Origin of the sequence: Aquipseudomonas alcaligenes, from assembly GCF_003205495.1 — a bacterium.
Lineage (GTDB): Bacteria > Pseudomonadota > Gammaproteobacteria > Pseudomonadales > Pseudomonadaceae > Aquipseudomonas > Aquipseudomonas alcaligenes_B.
Window position 1 is genome coordinate 168,070 of record NZ_QJRX01000008.1, and the last position, 18,920, is coordinate 186,989.

16 protein-coding genes and 1 riboswitch are annotated in these 18,920 nt (G+C 70.3%); of the genes, 3 read left to right on the top strand and 13 right to left on the bottom strand.

Translation table 11 applies throughout. The annotated features are described in order from the left end of the window. The first annotated feature begins 1 nt into the window (after position 1). Genes ribA through DMO17_RS16010 form a run of 3 tightly spaced genes read left to right on the top strand, consistent with a single transcriptional unit; the run spans position 2 to position 1,826 of the window. Entirely contained in the window at positions 2–613 is a 612-nt protein-coding gene (gene ribA, locus DMO17_RS16000) for a GTP cyclohydrolase II (protein ID WP_110683471.1), read from the top strand. Beyond that, a complete protein-coding gene (locus tag DMO17_RS16005) occupies positions 610–1,029 on the top strand; it encodes an MFS transporter (protein ID WP_110683472.1) in 420 nt (139 codons plus the stop codon). The genes ribA and DMO17_RS16005 overlap by 4 nt, the downstream gene beginning before the upstream one ends. Continuing rightward, on the top strand, positions 1,029–1,826 hold the full coding sequence (locus tag DMO17_RS16010) for a cobalamin-binding protein (protein WP_110683473.1): 798 nt from the start codon (positions 1,029–1,031) through the stop codon (positions 1,824–1,826). The genes DMO17_RS16005 and DMO17_RS16010 overlap by 1 nt, the downstream gene beginning before the upstream one ends. Positions 1,827–1,865: 39 nt before the next feature. Here the strand turns inward: DMO17_RS16010 and DMO17_RS16015 are convergent, their stop codons facing one another. The 13 genes from DMO17_RS16015 to parC form a co-directional block, all read right to left on the bottom strand. Continuing rightward, positions 1,866–3,752 (bottom strand): TonB-dependent receptor domain-containing protein, encoded by a 1,887-nt coding sequence (locus DMO17_RS16015; protein WP_110683474.1) that lies wholly within the window; start codon positions 3,750–3,752, stop codon positions 1,866–1,868. A gap of 81 nt (positions 3,753–3,833) precedes the next feature. Beyond that, positions 3,834–4,038: riboswitch (cobalamin riboswitch) on the bottom strand. 50 nt (positions 4,039–4,088) lie between these two features. Further along, complete coding sequence (dxs, locus tag DMO17_RS16020; RefSeq protein ID WP_110683475.1) at positions 4,089–5,993, bottom strand: 1-deoxy-D-xylulose-5-phosphate synthase; 1,905 nt, start codon at positions 5,991–5,993, stop codon at positions 4,089–4,091. An 81-nt stretch (positions 5,994–6,074) separates the two neighbouring features. Next, on the bottom strand, positions 6,075–7,025 hold the full coding sequence (locus DMO17_RS16025) for an alpha/beta fold hydrolase (RefSeq protein WP_110683476.1): 951 nt from the start codon (positions 7,023–7,025) through the stop codon (positions 6,075–6,077). Between the two features lie 11 nt (positions 7,026–7,036). Further along, entirely contained in the window at positions 7,037–10,309 is a 3,273-nt protein-coding gene (locus DMO17_RS16030) for a carboxyl transferase domain-containing protein (protein WP_110683477.1), read from the bottom strand. A gap of 112 nt (positions 10,310–10,421) precedes the next feature. Continuing rightward, complete coding sequence (gene ispA, locus DMO17_RS16035) at positions 10,422–11,309, bottom strand: (2E,6E)-farnesyl diphosphate synthase (RefSeq protein WP_110683478.1); 888 nt, start codon at positions 11,307–11,309, stop codon at positions 10,422–10,424. Beyond that, positions 11,306–11,545, bottom strand: coding sequence for an exodeoxyribonuclease VII small subunit (locus tag DMO17_RS16040; protein WP_110683479.1), 240 nt, complete (start codon positions 11,543–11,545; stop codon positions 11,306–11,308). The genes ispA and DMO17_RS16040 overlap by 4 nt, the downstream gene beginning before the upstream one ends. Before the next feature lie 65 nt (positions 11,546–11,610). Further along, complete coding sequence (locus tag DMO17_RS16045; protein ID WP_110683480.1) at positions 11,611–12,378, bottom strand: sulfite exporter TauE/SafE family protein; 768 nt, start codon at positions 12,376–12,378, stop codon at positions 11,611–11,613. A 55-nt stretch (positions 12,379–12,433) separates the two neighbouring features. Beyond that, positions 12,434–13,141: a PqiC family protein gene (locus DMO17_RS16050; RefSeq protein WP_110683481.1), complete on the bottom strand. Its 708-nt coding sequence runs from the start codon at positions 13,139–13,141 to the stop codon at positions 12,434–12,436. A 95-nt stretch (positions 13,142–13,236) separates the two neighbouring features. After that, positions 13,237–13,812 (bottom strand): PqiC family protein, encoded by a 576-nt coding sequence (locus tag DMO17_RS16055; protein ID WP_110683482.1) that lies wholly within the window; start codon positions 13,810–13,812, stop codon positions 13,237–13,239. Further along, positions 13,809–14,759, bottom strand: coding sequence for an MlaD family protein (locus DMO17_RS16060; RefSeq protein WP_110683483.1), 951 nt, complete (start codon positions 14,757–14,759; stop codon positions 13,809–13,811). The genes DMO17_RS16055 and DMO17_RS16060 overlap by 4 nt, the downstream gene beginning before the upstream one ends. Then, positions 14,756–15,523 carry an ABC transporter ATP-binding protein gene (locus tag DMO17_RS16065; RefSeq protein WP_110683484.1) on the bottom strand — a complete coding sequence of 256 codons (768 nt, stop codon included), beginning with the start codon at positions 15,521–15,523 and terminating at the stop codon, positions 14,756–14,758. The genes DMO17_RS16060 and DMO17_RS16065 overlap by 4 nt, the downstream gene beginning before the upstream one ends. Position 15,524: 1 nt before the next feature. Further along, entirely contained in the window at positions 15,525–16,643 is a 1,119-nt protein-coding gene (locus DMO17_RS16070) for an MlaE family ABC transporter permease (RefSeq protein ID WP_220034085.1), read from the bottom strand. A 12-nt stretch (positions 16,644–16,655) separates the two neighbouring features. Continuing rightward, entirely contained in the window at positions 16,656–18,914 is a 2,259-nt protein-coding gene (parC, locus tag DMO17_RS16075) for a DNA topoisomerase IV subunit A (protein WP_110683485.1), read from the bottom strand. Positions 18,915–18,920 lie beyond the last annotated feature (6 nt).

Here is an 18,920-nt window from a genome sequence, read left to right on the forward strand (position 1 = left end):
GGTGTCCGTCGTCTTCGTCGCCGCCTCCAAACTGCCCACGCCCTTCGCGGTGTTCACCATGCACGGTTTCCTCGATGAGGAGAGCGGCAAGGAGCACGTGGCCCTGACCCTGGGCGACGTCGCCGACGGCCAGCCGGTGCTGGGTCGCCTGCACTCCGAGTGCCTCACCGGCGATGCCCTGTTCAGCCAGCGTTGCGATTGCGGCGCCCAGCTCGAGGCCGCCCTGCGCGCCATCGCCGCCGAGGGCCGTGGCGTGCTCCTGTACCTGCGCCAGGAAGGCCGTGGCATCGGCCTGCTGAACAAGATCCGCGCCTACGAGCTGCAGGATGGCGGCGCCGATACGGTGGAGGCCAACGAGCGCCTGGGCTTCGCCGCCGACCAGCGCGACTACTCGATCTGCCAGCCGATGCTCGACCACCTGGGCATCCGCGCGATCCGCCTGATGACCAACAACCCGCGCAAGGTCAAGGCGCTGGAGGGCTTCGGCGTGCGCGTGGCCGAGCGTCGCCCGCTGGAAATCGCCCTCAACCCGCACAACCGCAAGTACCTGGCGACCAAGGCCGGCAAGCTCGGCCACATGCTGGGGCTGCAGCACCAGGAAGAAACCGAGTGACCCGCGCCGAGGTGCGTCGCCGGCTCGCCCTGGAGTGGTGGCGCTGGCTCGGCTTCGCCCTGGCGCCGCTGTTCTTCCTCAACCTGCTGTTCGGCGGCAGTCAGGCACTGGGCAGCGTGCTGGAGATGCCGCTGTTCATCGCCGGCCTGGCCTCCATGTTCGTCAGCCTGCCGCTGTTCTCCGCCTACAAGCGCGCGCTGATCGCCACCGAGGCTGCACTGGACGGTGAACACGAGCGCGAGGCCTGGCTGGCACTGGCGGCGCAGCGGCGCAAGGCCTTCCTCGGTGCCGGTCTGCCGGCGTGGATCGCCGCCATCGCCCTGTTCAGCGGGCTCAATGCCGTCGCCCTGATCCTCCTGGCCCTGAGCAGCGTGGTGCTGTTCTGCCTGTACCGCATTCCCCGCCAGCTGGGTTGATGCGCGCGCTGCTGGCCGCCTGTCTGCTCGCCCTCAGCCCGGCGCTGACGGCGGCCGAACGGGTGGTCAGCCTGGCCCCCTCGATGTCCGAGATCATGCTGGAACTGGGCGCCGAGTCGCGCCTGGTCGGCCTGCTCGATGGCGGGCCGCGCCCGCCGGCGCTGGCGGGTGTGCCCTCGGTCGGGCGCTATGGCCAGGTCGAGCTGGAAACCTTGCTGGCGTTCAAGCCGGACCTGCTGCTGCTCTGGCCCGGCAGTGTGCCCGAGGCCCAGCAGGCGCAGCTGCGGGCCTTCGGCATCCCGCTGTATGTCGGCGAGCCCCATGATCTGCAGGCGCTGGCCGAGCAGTTCGCCGAAGTGGGTCGGCTGGTCGGTACCGAGGCCCGCGGCCGTGAGCTGCGCGACCGCTTCACCACGCGCCTGGCCGAGCTGCGCCGGCGCTATCGCCGCGAGCCGCCGTTGGCGGTGTTCTATCAGGTCTGGAACGAGCCGCTGTACACCCTCGGCGGGCGGCAGATCGTCAGCGACGCGCTGCGGGTGTGTGGCGCGCGCAACGTGTTCGCCGATCTGCAGTTGCCGGCACCCCAGGTCAATGTCGAGGCGGTGCTGGGGCGCGCGCCCGAGGTGATTCTGGGGGGCAGCGAGGCCGAACTGCAGCGCTGGCGAGCCTGGCCGCAGCTGCCCGCGGTGCGTCTGGGCCAGCTGTGGACGGTGCCGGACAAGGGCCTGGAACGGCCCAGCTTCCAGATGCTGGCGGCCACCGAGCAGCTCTGCGAACTGTTGGCCAGGGCCCGTTGAGGTATTAAGAAAAAAGGCCCCTCGCGGGGCCTTGTTCGTTTACAGCTTGGGAGTCCAGACGAACCCGAGCAGGGCCGTGCGGCCTTCCTGGCGGTAGCCGTAGCGTTCGCCTCCGTGCTCGTAGAGGGCGCGCTGGTAGTCCTTGTCCAGCAGGTTGTCGATCTTCGCCTCCAGCTTCAGCTCGCCGCTCGCCTGCCAGCTGCCGCGCAGGCCGAGTAGGCCGTAGCCGCCCAGTTCGTGCTGGTTGTCCGGGTCGTCGTAGCTGCTGCTCGCCAGCTGCCAGGTGGCACCGACGGCGAAGGCACCGAAGGCGCGATCCAGGTCCAGGCTGAGGGTGCGGCGGGCACGGCGATTGAGGGTGTGGCCGCTGTCGCGGTCGCGCGGATCGACTAAGGCGATGCCGAGCTGGCCCTGCCAGCCGAACAGCTCCTGCTGCAGGTTGGCCTCGAAGCCGTGGATACGGGCTTCGGCGATGTTCTGCGGGATGAAGTCCTGGTCGCTGGCGATTGCATCTTCAATGTCGGTGCGGTACAGCGAGGCCTCCAGGCGTGTGCGCTCGGCCAGTTGGCTGCGCCACTGCAGCTCATAGCTTTTCGAGTGCTCGGGCTTGAGGTCCGGGTTGCTGTAGTCCGGGTAGTAGAGATCGTTGAAGGTCGGCGCGCGGAAGCCCTCGCTGTACGACAGCACCAGGTCATTGCCGGCGTTCAGCGGCAGGGTCAGGGCGCCGCTCCAGGTGTTCTCGCTGCCGAACTGCTCGTTCTTGTCGTGGCGTACGCCCAGCTCGGTGGAGAAGTGCTCGCTCTCATAGCGATGCTGGACAAACGCGGCCTGGTTCCAGCGCTGCTGCTCGGCGAAGGCGGTGTTGCTGTTGAGCTGATCCTCGTACCACTCGCCACCCAGCAGCAGGCCGTGGCTGTCGCTCAGGGCCAGGGTGTTGAGCCAGTTCACCGAGTCGCGATAGGTGTTGAACACGCCACGCTCGTCGCTGAGCTTGTCCAGGCTTTCCTCGCGGTTCTCACTGTGGCCGACTTCCAGGCGGCTGCTCCACAGGTCGTTGACCTGCGCGTCCAGGTAGCTGGACGCACTGCTGAGGGTGAAGTCGCTGTAGGGCTCCTGGCCGACCGACTCGAAGGTGGTCATGTCGAAACGGCCGAAGGGGTTGTCGAACTCGGTACGGCCGCGCTGGTCGAGGACGTTGACGCCGGCTTCCAGGCTGTCGCTGAAGCTATGGCTCAGGCTGAGGCTGAAGGCCTTGTTGCGGTAGGCGTCGTGGTCCTGGTCGGAGTCGTAGGAGATGCCGGTGCGATCGATGCCGTCGCTTTCGTCAAGGCTGCCGGCCAGGCTGAAGCGGGTCTGCTGGTCGCCGCCGGAGAGTCCGGCGCTGCGCCGCCAGCTGTCGTTGCTGCCATAGCCCATGCGCACGAAGGGCTGCAGGCCCTCGCCGGCGCTGCGGCGGGTGAAGATCTGCACCACGCCGCCGATAGCGTCGGCGCCGTACACCGCCGAGCGTGGGCCGCGCAGCACTTCGACGCGCTCGATCTGGTCGACATTGAGGAACTGCAGGTTACTGTCGCCGGAGCTGGCCGAGGCGATGCGCATGCCGTCTACCAGCACCAGGCTCTGTGCCGACTTGGTTCCGCGGATATACAGGCTGGCCAGGCTGCCGGCACCGTTGTCGGTCACTTGCACGCCGGGGACGCGGCGCAGCAGGTCGCTGACCGAGGCCGGCTGCAGGCGTTCGATGTCGGCGCGGGTGAATACGGTGCTCGCCGTGCTGCTGGCATCGCGTTGCTGCACGTCGCGGTTGGCGCTGATCAGCGTCTCGGGCAGCTTGAGCGCGGCGCCCTGGCCGGCGGCCAGCGCGAGGCCGGCAGGCAGCAGGGCCAGGCTCAGGGCCGAGAGGGGCAGGGTGTGGGACAGTTTCATCGGGATTCCTCAAAGACAAAGACTTCGAGGAGGGCAGAAAGCAGGCGCACGGCGGCGCCTGACGGTGCGGCCCTCCGCAACACCAGTCGAATCCGTCAGGCCGGTCTCCGGGCTCTCGATTCTGCTCCGCGCGCCTTCCCGGTTGACCCAGTGGCTGTTGCGCGGACCTGCAGCAGGGCTGCGATCGATTACCGTTGCGGGGGCAGCGCCGGGATTGCTCATGGAGCGCACCGGCTTCCCGATTATCGCCGGCGTGAACCGGCGCACCTGATGGAAAAGAAAACGCCGCGCACCTTAGTGCACGGCGTGTTGAAGCTCAAGCAAGTTTAGCGTGCCTCAGCTTGAGCTTTGCTCAAGTTGCTGCAGGCGGCGACGGACGGCCGCTTCGATGCCGGCCTGGTCCAGGCCACACTCGGCGAGCATCTGCGCCGGCTTGGCGTGCTCCACGTAGTAATCGGGCAGGCCCAGGTGCAGCAGCGGCTTGACCAGGTTCTCGGCAGCGAGGAACTCGCTGACCGCGGAGCCTGCGCCACCCATCACGGCGTTTTCCTCGATGGTCACCAGCAGCGCGTGGCTGGCGGCCAGTTCGCGCAGCAGGGCCTCGTCCAGCGGCTTGACGAAGCGCATGTCGACCACGGTGGCGTCGAGGGTCTCGCCGACCTTGAGGGCCTCGGCCAGCTGCACGCCGAAGACCAGCAGGGCCACGCCCTGGCCCTGGCGACGCAGCACCGCCTTGCCGATCTCGACACTGTCCAGTGCCGGGTCGATGGGCGCATTGGGGCCACTGCCACGCGGATAACGCACGGCTGCCGGGCCCTGGAAGTGGTAGCCGGTGGTCAGCAGCTGGCGCAGCTCGTTCTCGTCGCTGGGCGTGGCGATGAGCATGCCGGGGATGCAGCGCAGGTAGGAGATGTCGAAGCTGCCGGCGTGGGTCGGGCCGTCTTCGCCGACCAGGCCGGCGCGGTCGATGGCGAACAGCACGTCGAGGTTCTGCACCGCCACGTCATGGATCAGCTGGTCGTAGGCGCGCTGCAAGAAGGTGGAGTAGATCGCCACCACCGGCTTGGCGCCATCGCAGGCCATGCCGGCGGCCAGGGTCACCGCGTGCTGCTCGGCGATGGCGACGTCGAAGTAGCGTTCGGGGAAGCGCTCGCTGAAAGCCACCAGGTCGGAGCCTTCCTTCATCGCCGGGGTGATGCCGACCAGGCGCGGATCTTCGGCGGCCATATCGCACAGCCACTGGCCGAACACGCTGGAGTACTTGGGCCCGGAGGGTTGCTTGGGCGCGACCGGGGCGTTGATCGGCTCCAGCTTGGTGATGGCGTGGTAGCCGATCGGGTCGGCCTCGGCCGGAGCGAAGCCCTTGCCCTTCTTGGTCACCACGTGGAGGAACTGCGGGCCCTCCAGGTCGCGCATGTTGCGCAGGGTGGCCAGCAGGGTGGGCAGGTCGTGGCCGTCGATCGGGCCGACGTAGTTCCAGCCCAGTTCCTCGAACAGGGTGCCGGGCACCAGCATGCCCTTGGCGTGCTCCTCGACCTTGCGCGCGATCTCCCAGGCGCCGGGCAGGCGCGAGAGGATCTTCTTGCTGCCCTCGCGCATGCTCGAATAGGTGCGGCTGGAGATGATCTTGGCCAGGTAGTTGGACAGGCCGCCGACATTCTTGGAGATCGACATGTCGTTGTCGTTGAGCACGACCAGCATGTTGGCCTTCACGTCCGACGCATGGTTGAGCGCCTCGAAGGCCATGCCGGCGGTCAGCGCGCCGTCGCCGATCACCGCCACCGCCTTGCGCCGCGAACCCTGCATGCGCGCGGCGATGGCCATGCCGAGGGCGGCGCTGATGCTGGTGCTGGAGTGGCCGACGCCGAAGGTGTCGTACTCGCTCTCGCTGCGCCGCGGGAAGGCGGCCAGGCCGTCCTTCTGGCGCAGGGTGGACATGCGCTCGCGGCGGCCGGTGAGGATCTTGTGCGGGTAGGCCTGGTGACCGACGTCCCACACCAGGCGGTCATCCGGGGTGTCGAAGATGTAGTGCAGGGCGATGGTCAGCTCGACCACGCCGAGGCCGGCGCCGAAATGCCCGCCGGTCTGGCCGACGCTGTACAGCAGGTACTGGCGCAGCTCGTCGGCGAGGGTCTCCAGCTCGCTTTCCGCCAGGCGGCGCAGGCCGTCCGGGGTCTCGGCACGGTCGAGCAGGGGCGTGGCGGGGCGCTCGCGCGGAATCTCGTGGAAGGTGGTCGGCATCAGGCGAATCGTTATGGGCGTGCAAAAGATGCGGCAGTTTACCCGAAGCGCCGGGAACAGCCCAAACACCCTGTAAGCGGATCAGCCCGCGGCGTAGTGCCGCCCCAGGAAATCCAGCAGCAGCGCACTGACCCGCGCGCCGTCCTCGCTCTGCAGCCAGTGGCCGCAGCCGGGCAACAGGTGCTGTTCCAGGCGCGGCACCTTGGCCGCCATGCGCGCCAGGGTCGGTGCCTCGAAACGGCCGACCGGGTCGCGCTCGCCGAGCAGGAACAGGGTCGGCTGCTCGACCCGCAGTGCGGCCAGGTGCTCGGTGCGCTGCCAGTTGCGCTCGAAGTTGCGGTACCAGTTCAGCGCGCCGTAAAAGCCGCGACCGGAGAAGGTCCGTTCGTACACGGCGAACAGCTGGGGCGGGCACCAGGCCGGCAGCGGCAGGTCATCCGCGCCGTCGAACAACCGGGCGTCAGCCGGCTTGTCCTGCAGCAGCGCGCCTTCCAGGCCGCCGAGCAGCAGGCGCAGGCTGCGGCCGATGTCGGCGTCCAGCTCGGCTTCGGCCAGGCCCGGCTGCTGGAAGTAGAGGATGTAGTGGAAGCGCCCGGCGTAGGCCTCGCGCATCATCTCGATGGCCGGGCGTTTCGGTCGCCCGCCGAAGGGCACCGACAGGGCGCCGAGGGCCTGCACCCGCGTGGGCTCCAGCAGGGCCAGGTGCCAGGCCACCGGCGCTCCCCAGTCATGGCCGACCACGGCGACGCGGGTCTGGCCGAAGGCGTCCATGGCGCCCTGGATGTCGCCGCACAGGGTCAGCAGGTCGTAGGCGGCCGGGTCGCGTGGCGCGCTGCTCTGCCCGTAGCCGCGCATCTCCGGGGCGAACACCCGGTAGCCGGCGGCGGCCAGCGCCTCGATCTGCGGATGCCAGGCGTACCAGCACTCGGGAAAGCCGTGCAACAGCCAGACCGGGCGGCCGCCTTCGGGGCCGGCGCTATAGAGGCTGAGGTCGATGCCGTTGACGGCGAGGAGCCGATGTTCGATGGGCATGGGCGAGTTCCTTACCAGGTATCGACGAAGGGCCGTTTCTTGCCCGCGCGTGGCGCCGGCGCGGGTGCCGCGTTGAGCCCGCGCAGCAGCCAGGCGCGGCTCTCGGCCGGGTCGATCACCGCGTCGATCTCCAGGTAGCTGGCCATGTTCAGCGCCTTGCCGTTGGCGTAGGCCTTGCCCACCAGCTTGTCGAACAGGGCCTGGCGGCTGGTCGCGTCCGCCTGGGCCGCCAGCTCCTTGGCGAAGCCCAGGCGCACCGCGCCTTCCAGGCCCATGGCGCCGAACTCGCCACTGGGCCAGGCGGCGGTGAACAGCGGCGCGTGGAAGCTGCCGGCGGCCATGGCCTGGGCGCCCAGGCCGTAGCCCTTGCGCAAGACCAGGGTGAAGAAGGGCACGCTCAGGCTGGCGGCGGTGACGAACAGGCGCGACACATGGCGCACCGTGGCCTGTTTCTCCGCTTCGGGGCCGACCATGAAGCCGGGGGTGTCGCATAGCGAGACGATGGGCAGGTCATGTGCGTCGCACAGCTGCAGGAAGCGCGCGGCCTTGTCGCCCGCCAGCGCGTCGATGGCGCCGCCCAGGTGGGCCGGGTTGTTGGCGATCAGGCCGAACGGCTTGCCCTCGATGCGGATCAGCGCGGTGATCAGCCCCGGGGCGAACTGGCGGCGCAGCTCCAGCACGCTGCCGTTGTCGGCCAGCAGTTCGATCACCCGACGGATGTCGTAGACACGCAGGCGGTTCTCCGGGATCAGCTGGCGCAGCTCGCGCTGGTCGGCACACCGCCAGTCGGCCAGCGGCCCCTGGAAGTAGCCCAGGTACTGCTTGGCCACCTGCACCGCCTCGGCTTCGTCGGCCACCAGCACGTCGATCACCCCGTTGGGGCCTTGCACGCTGGTGGGGCCGACTTCCTCCGGTTTGTAGCTGCCCAGCCCGCCGCCTTCGATCATCGCCGGGCCGGCCATACCGATGGTCGCGTTCTGCGTGGCGATGATCACATCGCAGCAGCCGAGCAGTGCGGCGTTGCCGGCGAAGCAGCGGCCGGAAACCACGCCCACGGTCGGCACCAGGCCGGACAGCCTGGCCATGCCGACGAAGGTGTGGCAGTCCAGCCCGGCCACGCCGACGAAGTCGGTATCACCCGGCCGGCCGCCGCCGCCCTCGGCGAACAGCGCCACGGGCAGGCGCCACTGCTCGGCCAGGGCCAGCATGCGGTCGGTCTTCTTGTGATTCATCACGCCCTGGGTGCCGGCGAACACCGTGTAGTCGTAGGCGATGGCCAGGCAGCGCGCGGCCTGTTCGCCGAACAGCCCGGCGTTGACCGTGCCGGTGCCGGCCACCAGGCCGTCGGCCGGGCTCAGCTCCAGCAGTTCTTCCGGCGAGCGCCGGCGGCGCTGGGCGGCCAGGGCCATGGCGCCGTATTCGCTGAAGCTGCCCTCATCCAGCAGGTCGGCGAGGTTTTCCCGCACGGTGCGCTGGCCGGTCTTGCGCCGCTTGGCCACCGCCTCGGGGCGGCGCGCATCGGTGAGGCGTGCGTGGCACTCCAGCACTTCGGCCAGGTCGGCGCGGATATGCGCAAGGTCGACGGCCTGTTCGTCCTGCACCTGGCCACCATCGACCTCGGCCGGCTCGAGGAACAGCAGGGCCTGGCCCTCGGCCAGTGCGTCGCCAGGGGCGACGGCCAGGGCGCGGACGATGCCGCCGCGCTCGGCGCGCACCTCGAACTCCATCTTCATCGCCTCCAGCACGGCGAGCACCTGGCCGGCGGCCACGGCATCGCCTTCGGCCACCTGCAGGGCGACCAGCACGCCGCTGCTCGGCGCGGCCAGGGCGAGGGTGCCGGGCGGTGCCTCGACGCCATGCCGGGCGGTGCTGTCCGCCGCGCCGCTGCCGGCGAAGTAGCGGTGCGGATGGGCCTCGCCATGGGCGGCGAGCAGCTCGCCGAGGTGGCGCTCGACGAAGCGGGTGTCGACCCGGTTGGCGGCGACCTCCTCGCGCTGTAGCAGGTTCTGCAGCAGGTGCAGGTTGCTCGCCACGCCCTCCAGGCGGCACTCGCAGAGGGCGCGGTAGGCGCGGCGCAGGGCGCCCGGGTAGTCGGTCGCGGTGGCGATCAGCTTGGCCAGCAGCGAGTCGTAGGCCGGGCTGACCGGGTAGCCGGCGTAGCCGTGGCCGTCCACCCGCAGGCCGGGGCCGGAGGGCGGCTGGTAGGCGCTCAGCGTGCCGGCGGCGGGGCGCGCGCTGCCGTCGGCGTGCAGGGTCTCCAGGTTCAGGCGCAGCTGCACGGCGCAGCCCTTGGGTGCTGGCGGGCTGGCCAGACCGAGTTCGCTCAGGCGGCTGCCGGCGGCCAGGCGCAGCTGGGCGTGCAGCAGGTCGACGCCGGTGACCTGCTCGGTGACGGTGTGCTCGACCTGCACCCGCGGATTGGCCTCCATGAAGTAGAAGCGGCCCGGGCGGTCCAGGTCGAGGAGGAACTCGAAGGTGCCGATGCCGCGGTAGTTCACCTCGCCGGCCAGGCGCAGGGCGCAGGCGATGATCGCCTCGCGGGTCGCGCCGTCCAGGTCCGGGCTGGGGGCGATCTCCACCAGCTTCTGGTGGCGCCGCTGCAGGCTGCAGTCGCGCTCCCACAGGTGGCTGACGGCGTTGCCGTCGCCCAGCACCTGCACCTCGACATGGCGGGCGCGCTGCACCAGCTGCTCGACGTACAGTGCGCCGTCGCCGAAGGCGTTCTGCGCCTCGGAGCTGCAGCGCGCATAGGCCTCGACCAGCTCTTCGGTGGTACTGACCGCGCGCATGCCGCGGCCGCCACCACCGGCGAGGGCCTTGAGCATCACCGCACCCTGCTCGGCCTGGAAGGCGAGGGCCTCGGCGAGGCTCACGGCACGATTGAGCCCCGGCACCAGCGGCACCTCGCAGCGTTCGGCCAGGGCGCGGGCGGCGGCCTTGTCGCCGAACAGTTCGAGGGTCTCCGGCGCCGGGCCGACGAAGGTCAGGCCGGCGGCCTGGCAGCGCCGGGCGAACTCGGCATTCTCGGCGAGGAAGCCGTAGCCAGGGTGGATGGCGTCGCAACCTTGTTCGCCGGCGATGGCGAGCAGCTGCTCCATGTCCAGGTAGGCCGGTACGCCGCGGCCGGCGAGCGGCACGGCGGCATCGGCCTTGCGCGTGTGCAGGCAGGCCGCGTCGTCCTCGGCGTACACCGCCACCGAGCGGATGCCCAGGTCGGCGCAGGCCTGGGCGATGCGGATGGCGATCTCGCCGCGATTGGCGATCAGCAGGGCGGAAAAGGGCATGGCCGGCCACTCCGGGCTTCTTGTCATGAAGCCATCTTAGGGGCTCGGGCGCGGCGGTAAAGCAAGCCTTATGCGGCGAAAGGCGGGGTATTTGCGCGAGTGATGGTGCGGCTCAGCTGCGCCGCTCGACTATGTAGCGGGCCAGGTCGCGCAGCGGCTCGGCGCTGTCGCCGAACAGGCGCAGGGCGTGCAGGGCCTGGTCGCGCAGCTCCAGGGCATAGGCCTTGGCCGCGTCGAGGCCGAGCAGGGCGGGGTAGGTGGGCTTGTCGTTGGCCTGGTCCTTGCCTTGGGTCTTGCCCAGGGTGGCGGTGTCGCTTTCCACGTCGAGGATGTCGTCCTGCACCTGGAAGGCCAGGCCGATGGCCTGGGCATACTGGGCCAGGGCACGCAGGCTGTGTTCATCGGCGCGGCCGCTGGCCAGGGCGCCGAGCTGCACGCTGGCCTCGATCAGTGCGCCGGTCTTGTGCCGGTGCATGGCCTCCAGAGCCTGCTGGTCGAGGCGCCGGCCAACCGAGGCGAGGTCGATGGCCTGGCCGCCGACCATGCCCGCCGGGCCGGCGGCGCGGGCCAGGCCCATGACCATGGCCAGGCGCAGCTCGGCGTCCTGCGGGTTGCGCCGGGCGTCGGCGAGCACTTCGAAGGCCAGGCTCTGCAGGCCGTCGCCGGCGAGGATGGCGCAGGCCTCGTCGAAGGCGATGTGGGTGGTCGGCTGGCCGCGGCGCAGGTCGTCGTCGTCCATCGCCGGCAGGTCGTCGTGCACCAGCGAGTAGGCGTGGATCAGCTCCACCGCGCAGGCGGCGCCGTCGGCGCGGTCGAGGTCGCCATCCAGCGCCTCGCAGGCGGCGTAGACCAGCAGCGGGCGCACGCGCTTGCCGCCGTTGACCACGCTGTAGCGCATGGCCTGGTAGAGGCGCTGCAGGTCGTGGCGGGGGGCGGCGAACAGGTCTTCAAGCGCCGCGTCGACGCGGGCGGCGCAGCGCTGCTGGTAGGCGGCGATCATGCCGGCTCGTCCGCGTCGAAGGGGGCTTCTGCGAGTTCGCCGTCGCGCTCCAGCAGCACCTGCACCTTCTGCTCGGCCTGGGCCAGGGCGGCCTGACAGTCGCGGGTCAGGCGGATGCCCTGCTCGAAGGCACCGAGGGAATCCTCCAGCGACAGCTCGCCGCTTTCCAAGCGCTCGACCAGGGTCTGCAGCTCGGCGAGGGAGGTTTCGAAATCGGCGGCTTTCTTGCGGGCCATGGGCACTGTCTCGGCGGGTGTTGGAACGGGCGCGACACTAGCAGAGCCGCGCCGCCTGGGGCAAATCAGCGGGCGTAGGTGGCCCAGAAATAGTAGAGGGTCATGCCGCCGCCCACGCCGATCACCAGGGCGCGCAGCAGGCGCGGCGGCAGTTTCTCGCCGAGCGCCCCGCCGGCATAGCCGCCGGCCGTGGCGCCGGCCAGCAGGACCAGCAGCTCGGCCCAGCTGACCCGCCCGGCGAAGATGAAGGTGAGGCTGGCGACGCTGTAGATCACCGCCGAGATCAGGTTCTTCAGGGCGTTGGCGCGGGCCAGCGGGTGGCCCTCGATGGAGAAGGCGGCCAGCTGCAGGATGCCCATGCCGGCGCCGAAGTAGCCGCCATACACCGATACGCCGACATGGGCACCGAGCGACAGCGGGCCATGCGGCGGGCGCCCGGCGTCGCGCCGGCGCGCGGCCAGGGCGCGGCTGAGCCAGGGGCTGGCGGCGAACAGCGCGGTGGCGGCCAGCAGCAGCCAGGGAATCAGGTGGCGGAAGATCTCGTCGCCGCCGGCCAGCAGCAGCAGGCCGCCGAGCAGGCCGCCGGCCAGGCCGGCCAGCAGCAGTGGCAGCAGGTAGCGTCCCAGCGGTCGCAGCGAGCCGCGCGCGGCCCAGGCCCCGGCCAGGCTGGCCGGCCACAGGGCCACGGCATTGGTGGCGTTGGCGGTCACCGGCGGCAGGCCGCTGGCCAGCAGGGCGGGGAAGGAAAAGAAGGTGCCGCCACCGGCCAGGGCGTTCATGCCGCCTGCGGCGAAGCCGGCCAGGGCCAGCAGGAGGATATCGGTCGCGCTCATGGGGTCGGCAGCCTACCCGCTTGGCGCCGCGCCGGCCAGCCGACCAAGGTCGGGCTCAGAAGCGCAGCACGTCGCCGGTGCTCGGGGTCGGGCCGACCATGGGGATCTTCGGTCCCGGCTGTGGCGGGCGGGCCGGGCGTGCCGGGGCCGGCGCCGGCTTGGTGGCCTCGGCCACCGGCTGGTTACGCAGCGGCTCGATGGCCTCGGCCAGCTGCCGGGCCAGCTGGCGCAGCAGGCGGCTCTGCGCCTGCGCCTGGTCGGCCAGGGTGCCGCTGTGCGCTTCTTCCAGGCGCAGCAGGCGGCTGTCGCGCAGCTGGCCGTTGCGGTCGAGCAGGCGCCACTGCGCTTCCAGCACGGCCGGCAGGGCCGGGCCGGAGTCCAGGCGGATGATGTTCAGCAGTACCTGCACGTCGGCCTTGAAGGTGGCGCTGGTCGGCGCCAGCACGGTGCGCTGGCTGTCCAGGTTCGAGGCCAGCTGGCGCAGCAACAGCTGGTCGATGTCGGCGGCCAGGCTGCCGGCCCAGCGGGCGTCTTCGGCGGCCAGCAGGCTGCCGTCGAGCTGGCGCTGGAGGAAGGCCTCGCGCTGCAGGTAGTCGGCCACCGAGATCGGCCCGAGCAGCACGGCGATGCCCTGTTCCTGGGTCGGCAGCGCGGCGTTGCCGTTGTCCAGCTGGTACAGCGGCACCGGGCGGTGCGCGGTACAGCCGGCCAGGCCGAGCAGGCCGGTCAGCAGCAGGACGGAGGCGAGGTGCAGCGGTTTCATTCTTTCACCCTGGGGCCGCGGCGGCGGCCGGAAAACATGTGCGAGGCGGCCGCGTATCATCCGTCAAAGCGGCGCGCGACTCCAGCGCCAGCCGCTCAGCTGCCGGCCGGCAGGGCCTGCACGGCCTCGGCCAGGCGCTGGCCGAGGCGCTCGACCAGGCGCCCCTGGGCGGCGACCTGGTCGTCCAGGCTGCCGTCGTGCGTCTCGCTCAGGCGCAGCAGGTCGCCGGCGCGCTGCCGGCCCTGGGCGTCGAGCAGGCGCCAGCGCGCTTCCAGTACCGCCGGCTGCTGCGGGCCGGAGTCCAGGCGGGCGACATGCAGGATCAGCTGGGCGTCGGCGCGGAAACCGATGCGGTCCGGGTAGAGCGCCAGGTTACCGCTGTGCAGGCGCTCGGCCAGGGTGGCCAGGAGCAGGCGGCCGACATCGTCCTGCAGGCTGCCGGCCCAGCGGTCGTCGGCGCTGAGGTCGAGGCGCTGGTCGCTGCGGCGTTGCACCAGGTTCTCGCGCTGCAGGTAGTCGGCCAGTTGCAGCGGCCCTAGCAGTACCGCCGGTCCCCCGGCATCGAGCGATGCCGGGGTGGCCGGCACTGGCAGCTGGTAGAAGCGCTGCGGCGTGCTGGTGGCGCAGCCGGCCAGCAGCAGGAAGGCGAGGGGCAGCAGGTAGCGGCTCATGGCTGGGGTTTCCCGAAGATCAGCGCTTGCGGTTGCTGTTCCAGGCTCTCGGCGGTGCGCTGCAGCGCTTTGCTGGCGCGGCCGAGTTCCTGCAGGGTGGTGTTCAGCTGGTACTGCAGTTCGGATTCCGGGCCCAGGCTGCGGCGGCCGTCGCCGAGCAGCGCGTTGGTCTGCTCCAGGGTCTGGCGCAGGCCGGCGGAGGCCTGGCGGATCTCGCCGAGGGTGGCGTTGAGTTCGCCGCTGCTGCGCTGGGCGGAGCTGAGCAGGGCCGGCAGCTGGGTTTCCAGGCGCTGGCTCAGGCGGTCGAGGTTGGCCAGGGTGGACGCCAGGCTGCGCAGGCCCTGGTTCAGGTCGTCGGAACGGCTCAGGCGCTCGATGCCCTGCATGGCCAGGGTGGCCGAGTCGATCAGCTCGCGCAGCGGCAGCTCGCGCACGTCGGCGACCAGGTCGCCCAGCAGGGTGGCGGCCTGGTCGATGCGCGACGGCACGCTGGGGATGGCCGGCAGCTCGACCTCGTTTGGTTCGCGCACGTAGCCGGGTTGGTCGGGGAACATGTCCAGCGCGACGATGGCCTTGCCGGTGAGCAGGCTGGGGGTCTGCAGCTGGGCGCGCAGGCCGCGCTGCACCAGCTGTTCGAGGATCTGGTCGAAGCTGCGCCGGCCGGCCGTGCGGTTGGGCTGGATGCGCAGGATCACCGGCATCACCACGTCCTTGATGTTGCGGTCGTAGGACAGGCGGATCTCGCGCACGCTGCCGATCTTCACCCCGCGGTAGGTGACGTCGGCGCCGACGTCGAGGCCGTCCAGCGCGCCCTTGAAGTACACCACGTACTCGGTCGGCTGGCTGAACCAGCTGTCGCGCGACAGCAGCAGGGTGCCGACGACCAGGAGGAACAGGCCGCCGAGCAGGAAGCTGCCGATCAGCAGGGGCTTGCGGGTTTCGCTCATGGGGCCTCCTTGGCCGGGTGCGGGCTGCGGCCGAGGAAGCGGCGCACCGCCTCCGGGCCATGGGCCAGCAGCTCGTCGGGCGGGCCGAGGGCCAGCTGGGTGCCGGCCTGGCCGTCGAGGAACAGGCAGGTGTCGGCGACGGCGAAGATGCTCGGCAGCTCGTGGGTCACCAGCACGATACTGGAGCCGAGGCTGTCGCGCAGCTGCAGGATCAACTCGTCCAGGGCCATCGAGCTGATCGGGTCGAGGCCGGCCGAAGGTTCGTCGAAGAACAGCACCTGCGGGTCCAGCGCCAGGGCGCGGGCCAGTGCGGCGCGCTTGCGCATGCCGCCGGACAGCTCGGCCGGGTACAGCTCGTCGCAGCCGCCGAGGCCGACCAGGGCCAGCTTGAGCGCGGCCAGCTCGTCCAGTTCGGCGCGGGACAGGTTGGGGCGGTAGGTTTCCAGCGGCAGGCAGATGTTCTCGCGCAGGGTCATCGAGCCCCACAGCGCGCCGTTCTGGTAGAGCACGCCGAATTCCTGCTGCAGCGTGGCGCGGCGCGCCTCGGGCTGGGCCCAGAAGTCCTCGCCGTTGAACAGCAGGCGCCCGGCCAGCGGCGCCTGCAGGCCGATCAGGTGGCGCAGCAGGGTGCTCTTGCCGCAGCCGCTGCCGCCCATGATGACGAACACCTCGCCGCGCGCGATGCGGAAGTTCAGGCCGCGCTGGATCACCCGCTGGCCGTAGCCGGCGCAGAGGTTTTCGGCAATCAGCACGGCCTCGCTCATCTCAGATTCCCAGCTGGGTGCAGATCAGGGTGATCAGCGCATCGCTGACCACCAGCGCGACGATGATGCTGACCACCGCGCGGGTCGTCGCCTGGCCCACGGCCTGGGCGTTGCGCCCGCAGGCCAGGCCGTAGTGGCAGCCGATCAGGCCGATCAGCACGGCGAACACCAGGCTCTTGAAGATGCCCAGCAGGAAGTCGGTGAGGCTGAGCATCTCCAGGCTCTGGTTGAGGTACTGGGTGGCGGAGATGTCGAACAGCCCGGCGCCGATGACGAAGCCGCCGAGGATGCCCAGGGCGTCGGCGAAGGCACACAGCAGCGGCATGGCCACCAGTAGCGCCAACAGGCGCGGCAGCACCAGGAACTCCAGGGGCGGGAAGCCGAAGGTCTTCAGTGCGTCGATCTCCTCGTTGGCCTGCATGCTGCCCAGTTCGGCGGCATAGGCCGCGCCGGTGCGCCCGGCCATGATCACCGCGGTCATCAGCGCGCCCATCTCGCGGGTCATGCCGATGGCCACCATGTTGGCGATGTATAGTTGGGCGCCGAAGGCCTCCAGCTGGGCGGCGCCGACGAAGGCGAGGATCAGGCCGACCAGGGTGGCGATCAAAGCGACGATGGGCAGGGCGCCGGGGCCGCACTGCTGCAGGGCCAGCCAGAAATCGCCGGCGCGCAGGCGCGCGCGGCCGCGCAGCAGGTTGAGCAGGGCCAGGCAGATTTCACCGAGGAAGGTTGCTGCGGTGGCCAGGCTGGCGAGGGTGGACATGGCCACCAGGCCCAGGCGGGTCAGCGGGCCGCCGCGGCGCTGAGCGCTGCCGGCGGGCTGGATCGGGTGCGTGCTGCCCATCTGTAGCAGGCGCTCGACGCCGTCTGGCAGTTCCAGCCAGCGCAGCTGCAACTGGCGCTCCGCGGCCAGGCGCTGCAGGCGCCGCAGCAGGGCCAGCAGGCTGCTGTCCCAGGCCGCGACCGTCACCCGTACCGGCAGTTCGCCGCCGGGACCGGCGAAGGACTCGAACACCGCCTGCAAGTCCGGTTTGCGCGTGGCCAGGGTCCAGTGGCCGCTGACGCAGAGCTGCGTGCGACCCTGGGTATCCTGTTGCCAGCGCAGTTCGGCGGCGGCCATCTCGTCTCTCCTTTAGCTGCCGCTCTCCACCAGCAGCTGGTCGACCCGCTGGAAGCCGCGCGGCAGCTTGTTGCCGCGGCGGCCACGCTCGCCCTTGTAGTGTTCCAGGTCGTCCGGCTTGAGCGACAGGGTGCGCTTGCCGGCCTGCAGGATCAGGGTAGCGCCCGCCGGCAGCACGGCCAGGTCGGTGAGGTATTCCTCGCGGCTGGCCACGCGCTCACCGGCGATGCCGATGATCTTGTTGCCCTTGCCTTTGCCCAGCTGCGGCAGGTCGCGTACCGGGAACAGCAGCAGGCGGCCCTCGGTAGTCACCGCCGCCAGCCAGTCCTCCTCGACGCTGGCCACCGGCTTGGGCGGCACCACCAGCGCGCCGTTGGGCAGGGTCAGCAGCGCCTTGCCGGCCTTGTTCTTGGCCTGCAGGTCTTCGCCCTTGACCACGAAGCCGTAGCCGGCGTCGGAGGCGATCACGTACAGGGCACTGTCGTCCGGCAGCAGCACGCAGTCGAAGGTCGCGCCGGGCGGCGGGGTCAGGCGCCCGGTCAGCGGCTCGCCCTGGCCACGGGCCGATGGCAGCGAGTGGGCGGCCAGCGAGTAGCTGCGTCCGGTGGAGTCGATAAACACGGCGTATTGGTTGGAGCGGCCCGGCGCGGCGGCCTTGAAGCCGTCGCCGGCCTTGTAGGACAGGCCGGTGGCGTCGATATCGTGGCCTTTGGCGCAACGTACCCAGCCTTTTTCCGAGAGCACCACGGTGACCGGCTCGGTCGGCATCAGTTCGGTTTCCGACAGGGCGCGGGCCTCGGCGCGGGCGACGATCGGCGAGCGGCGGGCGTCGCCGTACTTCTCGGCATCGTCGAGGATTTCCTGGCGCACCAGTTTCTTCAGCTTGGCTTCGCTGCCGAGCAGGGCCAGCAGCTTGTCGCGCTCCTTGGCCAGCTCGTCCTGTTCGCCGCGGATCTTCATCTCTTCCAGACGGGCCAGCTGGCGCAGGCGGGTGTCGAGGATATAGTCGGCTTGCAGTTCGCTGAGGCCGAAGCGCTCCATCAGCACCGGCTTGGGCGAGTCCTCGGTGCGGATGATGTGGATCACTTCATCCAGGTTGAGGAAGGCGACCAGCAGGCCTTCCAACAGGTGCAGGCGCTTCTCCACCTTGTCCAGGCGGAACTGCAGTCGGCGGCGCACGGTGCCAACGCGGTAGACCAGCCACTCGGAGAGCAGGGTGCGCAGGTCCTTCACCTGCGGCTTGCCGTCCAGGCCGATGACGTTGGTGTTGACCCGGTAGCTGGACTCCAGGTCGGTGGTGGCGAACAGGTGGGTCATCAGCTCGTCGGCATCCACGCGGTTGGATCGCGGGATGATGACGATGCGGCAGGGGTTCTCGTGGTCCGACTCGTCGCGCAGGTCGGCGACCATCGGCAGCTTCTTGGCCTGCATCTGCGCGGCGATCTGCTCCAGCACCTTGGCTCCGGAGACCTGGTGCGGCAGCGCGGTGACCACGATATCGCCGTCCTCGACACGGTACACGGCACGCATGCGCACCGAGCCACGGCCGCTTTCGTAGATCTTCAGCAGGTCGGCCTTGGGCGTGATGACCTCCGCCTCGGTGGGGAAGTCCGGCCCCTGGATGTGTTCGCACAGCTGCTCGACCGTGGCGTTCGGCTCATCGAGCAGGCGCACGCAGGCGCTCGCCACTTCACGCAGGTTATGCGGCGGCACATCGGTGGCCATGCCCACGGCGATGCCGGTGGTGCCGTTGAGCAGCAGGTTGGGCAGACGCGCCGGCAGGGTGGCCGGCTCGTCCAGGGTGCCGTCGAAGTTCGGCACCCAGTCCACGGTGCCCTGGCCCAGCTCGGCCAACAGCACCTCGGAGTAACGCGAGAGGCGCGCCTCGGTGTAACGCATGGCGGCGAAGGACTTGGGATCGTCCGGCGCACCCCAGTTGCCCTGGCCGTCGACCAGGGTGTAGCGGTAGCTGAACGGCTGCGCCATCAGCACCATGGCTTCGTAGCAGGCGCTGTCGCCGTGCGGGTGGAACTTGCCGAGCACGTCACCGACGGTACGCGCCGACTTCTTGTGCTTGGCGTCGGCATCCAGGCCCAGCTCGCTCATGGCGTAGACGATGCGCCGCTGCACCGGTTTCAGGCCGTCGCCGATATGCGGCAGGGCGCGGTCCATGATCACGTACATGGAGTAGTTCAGGTAGGCCTGCTCGGTGAAGTCGGCCAGCGACCGGCGTTCGACGCCTTCCAGGCTCAGGTCGAGGGTGTCGCTCATGCGTGC

Coding starts and splice junctions, on each gene's coding strand:
- DMO17_RS16010 (WP_110683473.1), top strand. CDS start 1,029: ATGCGCGCGCTGCTGGCCGCCTGTCTGCTCGCCCTCAGCCCGGCGCTG.
- DMO17_RS16015 (WP_110683474.1), bottom strand. CDS start 3,752: ATGAAACTGTCCCACACCCTGCCCCTCTCGGCCCTGAGCCTGGCCCTG.
- dxs (WP_110683475.1), bottom strand. CDS start 5,993: ATGCCGACCACCTTCCACGAGATTCCGCGCGAGCGCCCCGCCACGCCC.
- DMO17_RS16025 (WP_110683476.1), bottom strand. CDS start 7,025: ATGCCCATCGAACATCGGCTCCTCGCCGTCAACGGCATCGACCTCAGC.
- DMO17_RS16030 (WP_110683477.1), bottom strand. CDS start 10,309: ATGCCCTTTTCCGCCCTGCTGATCGCCAATCGCGGCGAGATCGCCATC.
- ispA (WP_110683478.1), bottom strand. CDS start 11,309: ATGATCGCCGCCTACCAGCAGCGCTGCGCCGCCCGCGTCGACGCGGCG.
- DMO17_RS16040 (WP_110683479.1), bottom strand. CDS start 11,545: ATGGCCCGCAAGAAAGCCGCCGATTTCGAAACCTCCCTCGCCGAGCTG.
- DMO17_RS16045 (WP_110683480.1), bottom strand. CDS start 12,378: ATGAGCGCGACCGATATCCTCCTGCTGGCCCTGGCCGGCTTCGCCGCA.
- DMO17_RS16050 (WP_110683481.1), bottom strand. CDS start 13,141: ATGAAACCGCTGCACCTCGCCTCCGTCCTGCTGCTGACCGGCCTGCTC.
- DMO17_RS16055 (WP_110683482.1), bottom strand. CDS start 13,812: ATGAGCCGCTACCTGCTGCCCCTCGCCTTCCTGCTGCTGGCCGGCTGC.
- DMO17_RS16060 (WP_110683483.1), bottom strand. CDS start 14,759: ATGAGCGAAACCCGCAAGCCCCTGCTGATCGGCAGCTTCCTGCTCGGC.
- DMO17_RS16065 (WP_110683484.1), bottom strand. CDS start 15,523: ATGAGCGAGGCCGTGCTGATTGCCGAAAACCTCTGCGCCGGCTACGGC.
- DMO17_RS16070 (WP_220034085.1), bottom strand. CDS start 16,643: ATGGCCGCCGCCGAACTGCGCTGGCAACAGGATACCCAGGGTCGCACG.
- parC (WP_110683485.1), bottom strand. CDS start 18,914: ATGAGCGACACCCTCGACCTGAGCCTGGAAGGCGTCGAACGCCGGTCG.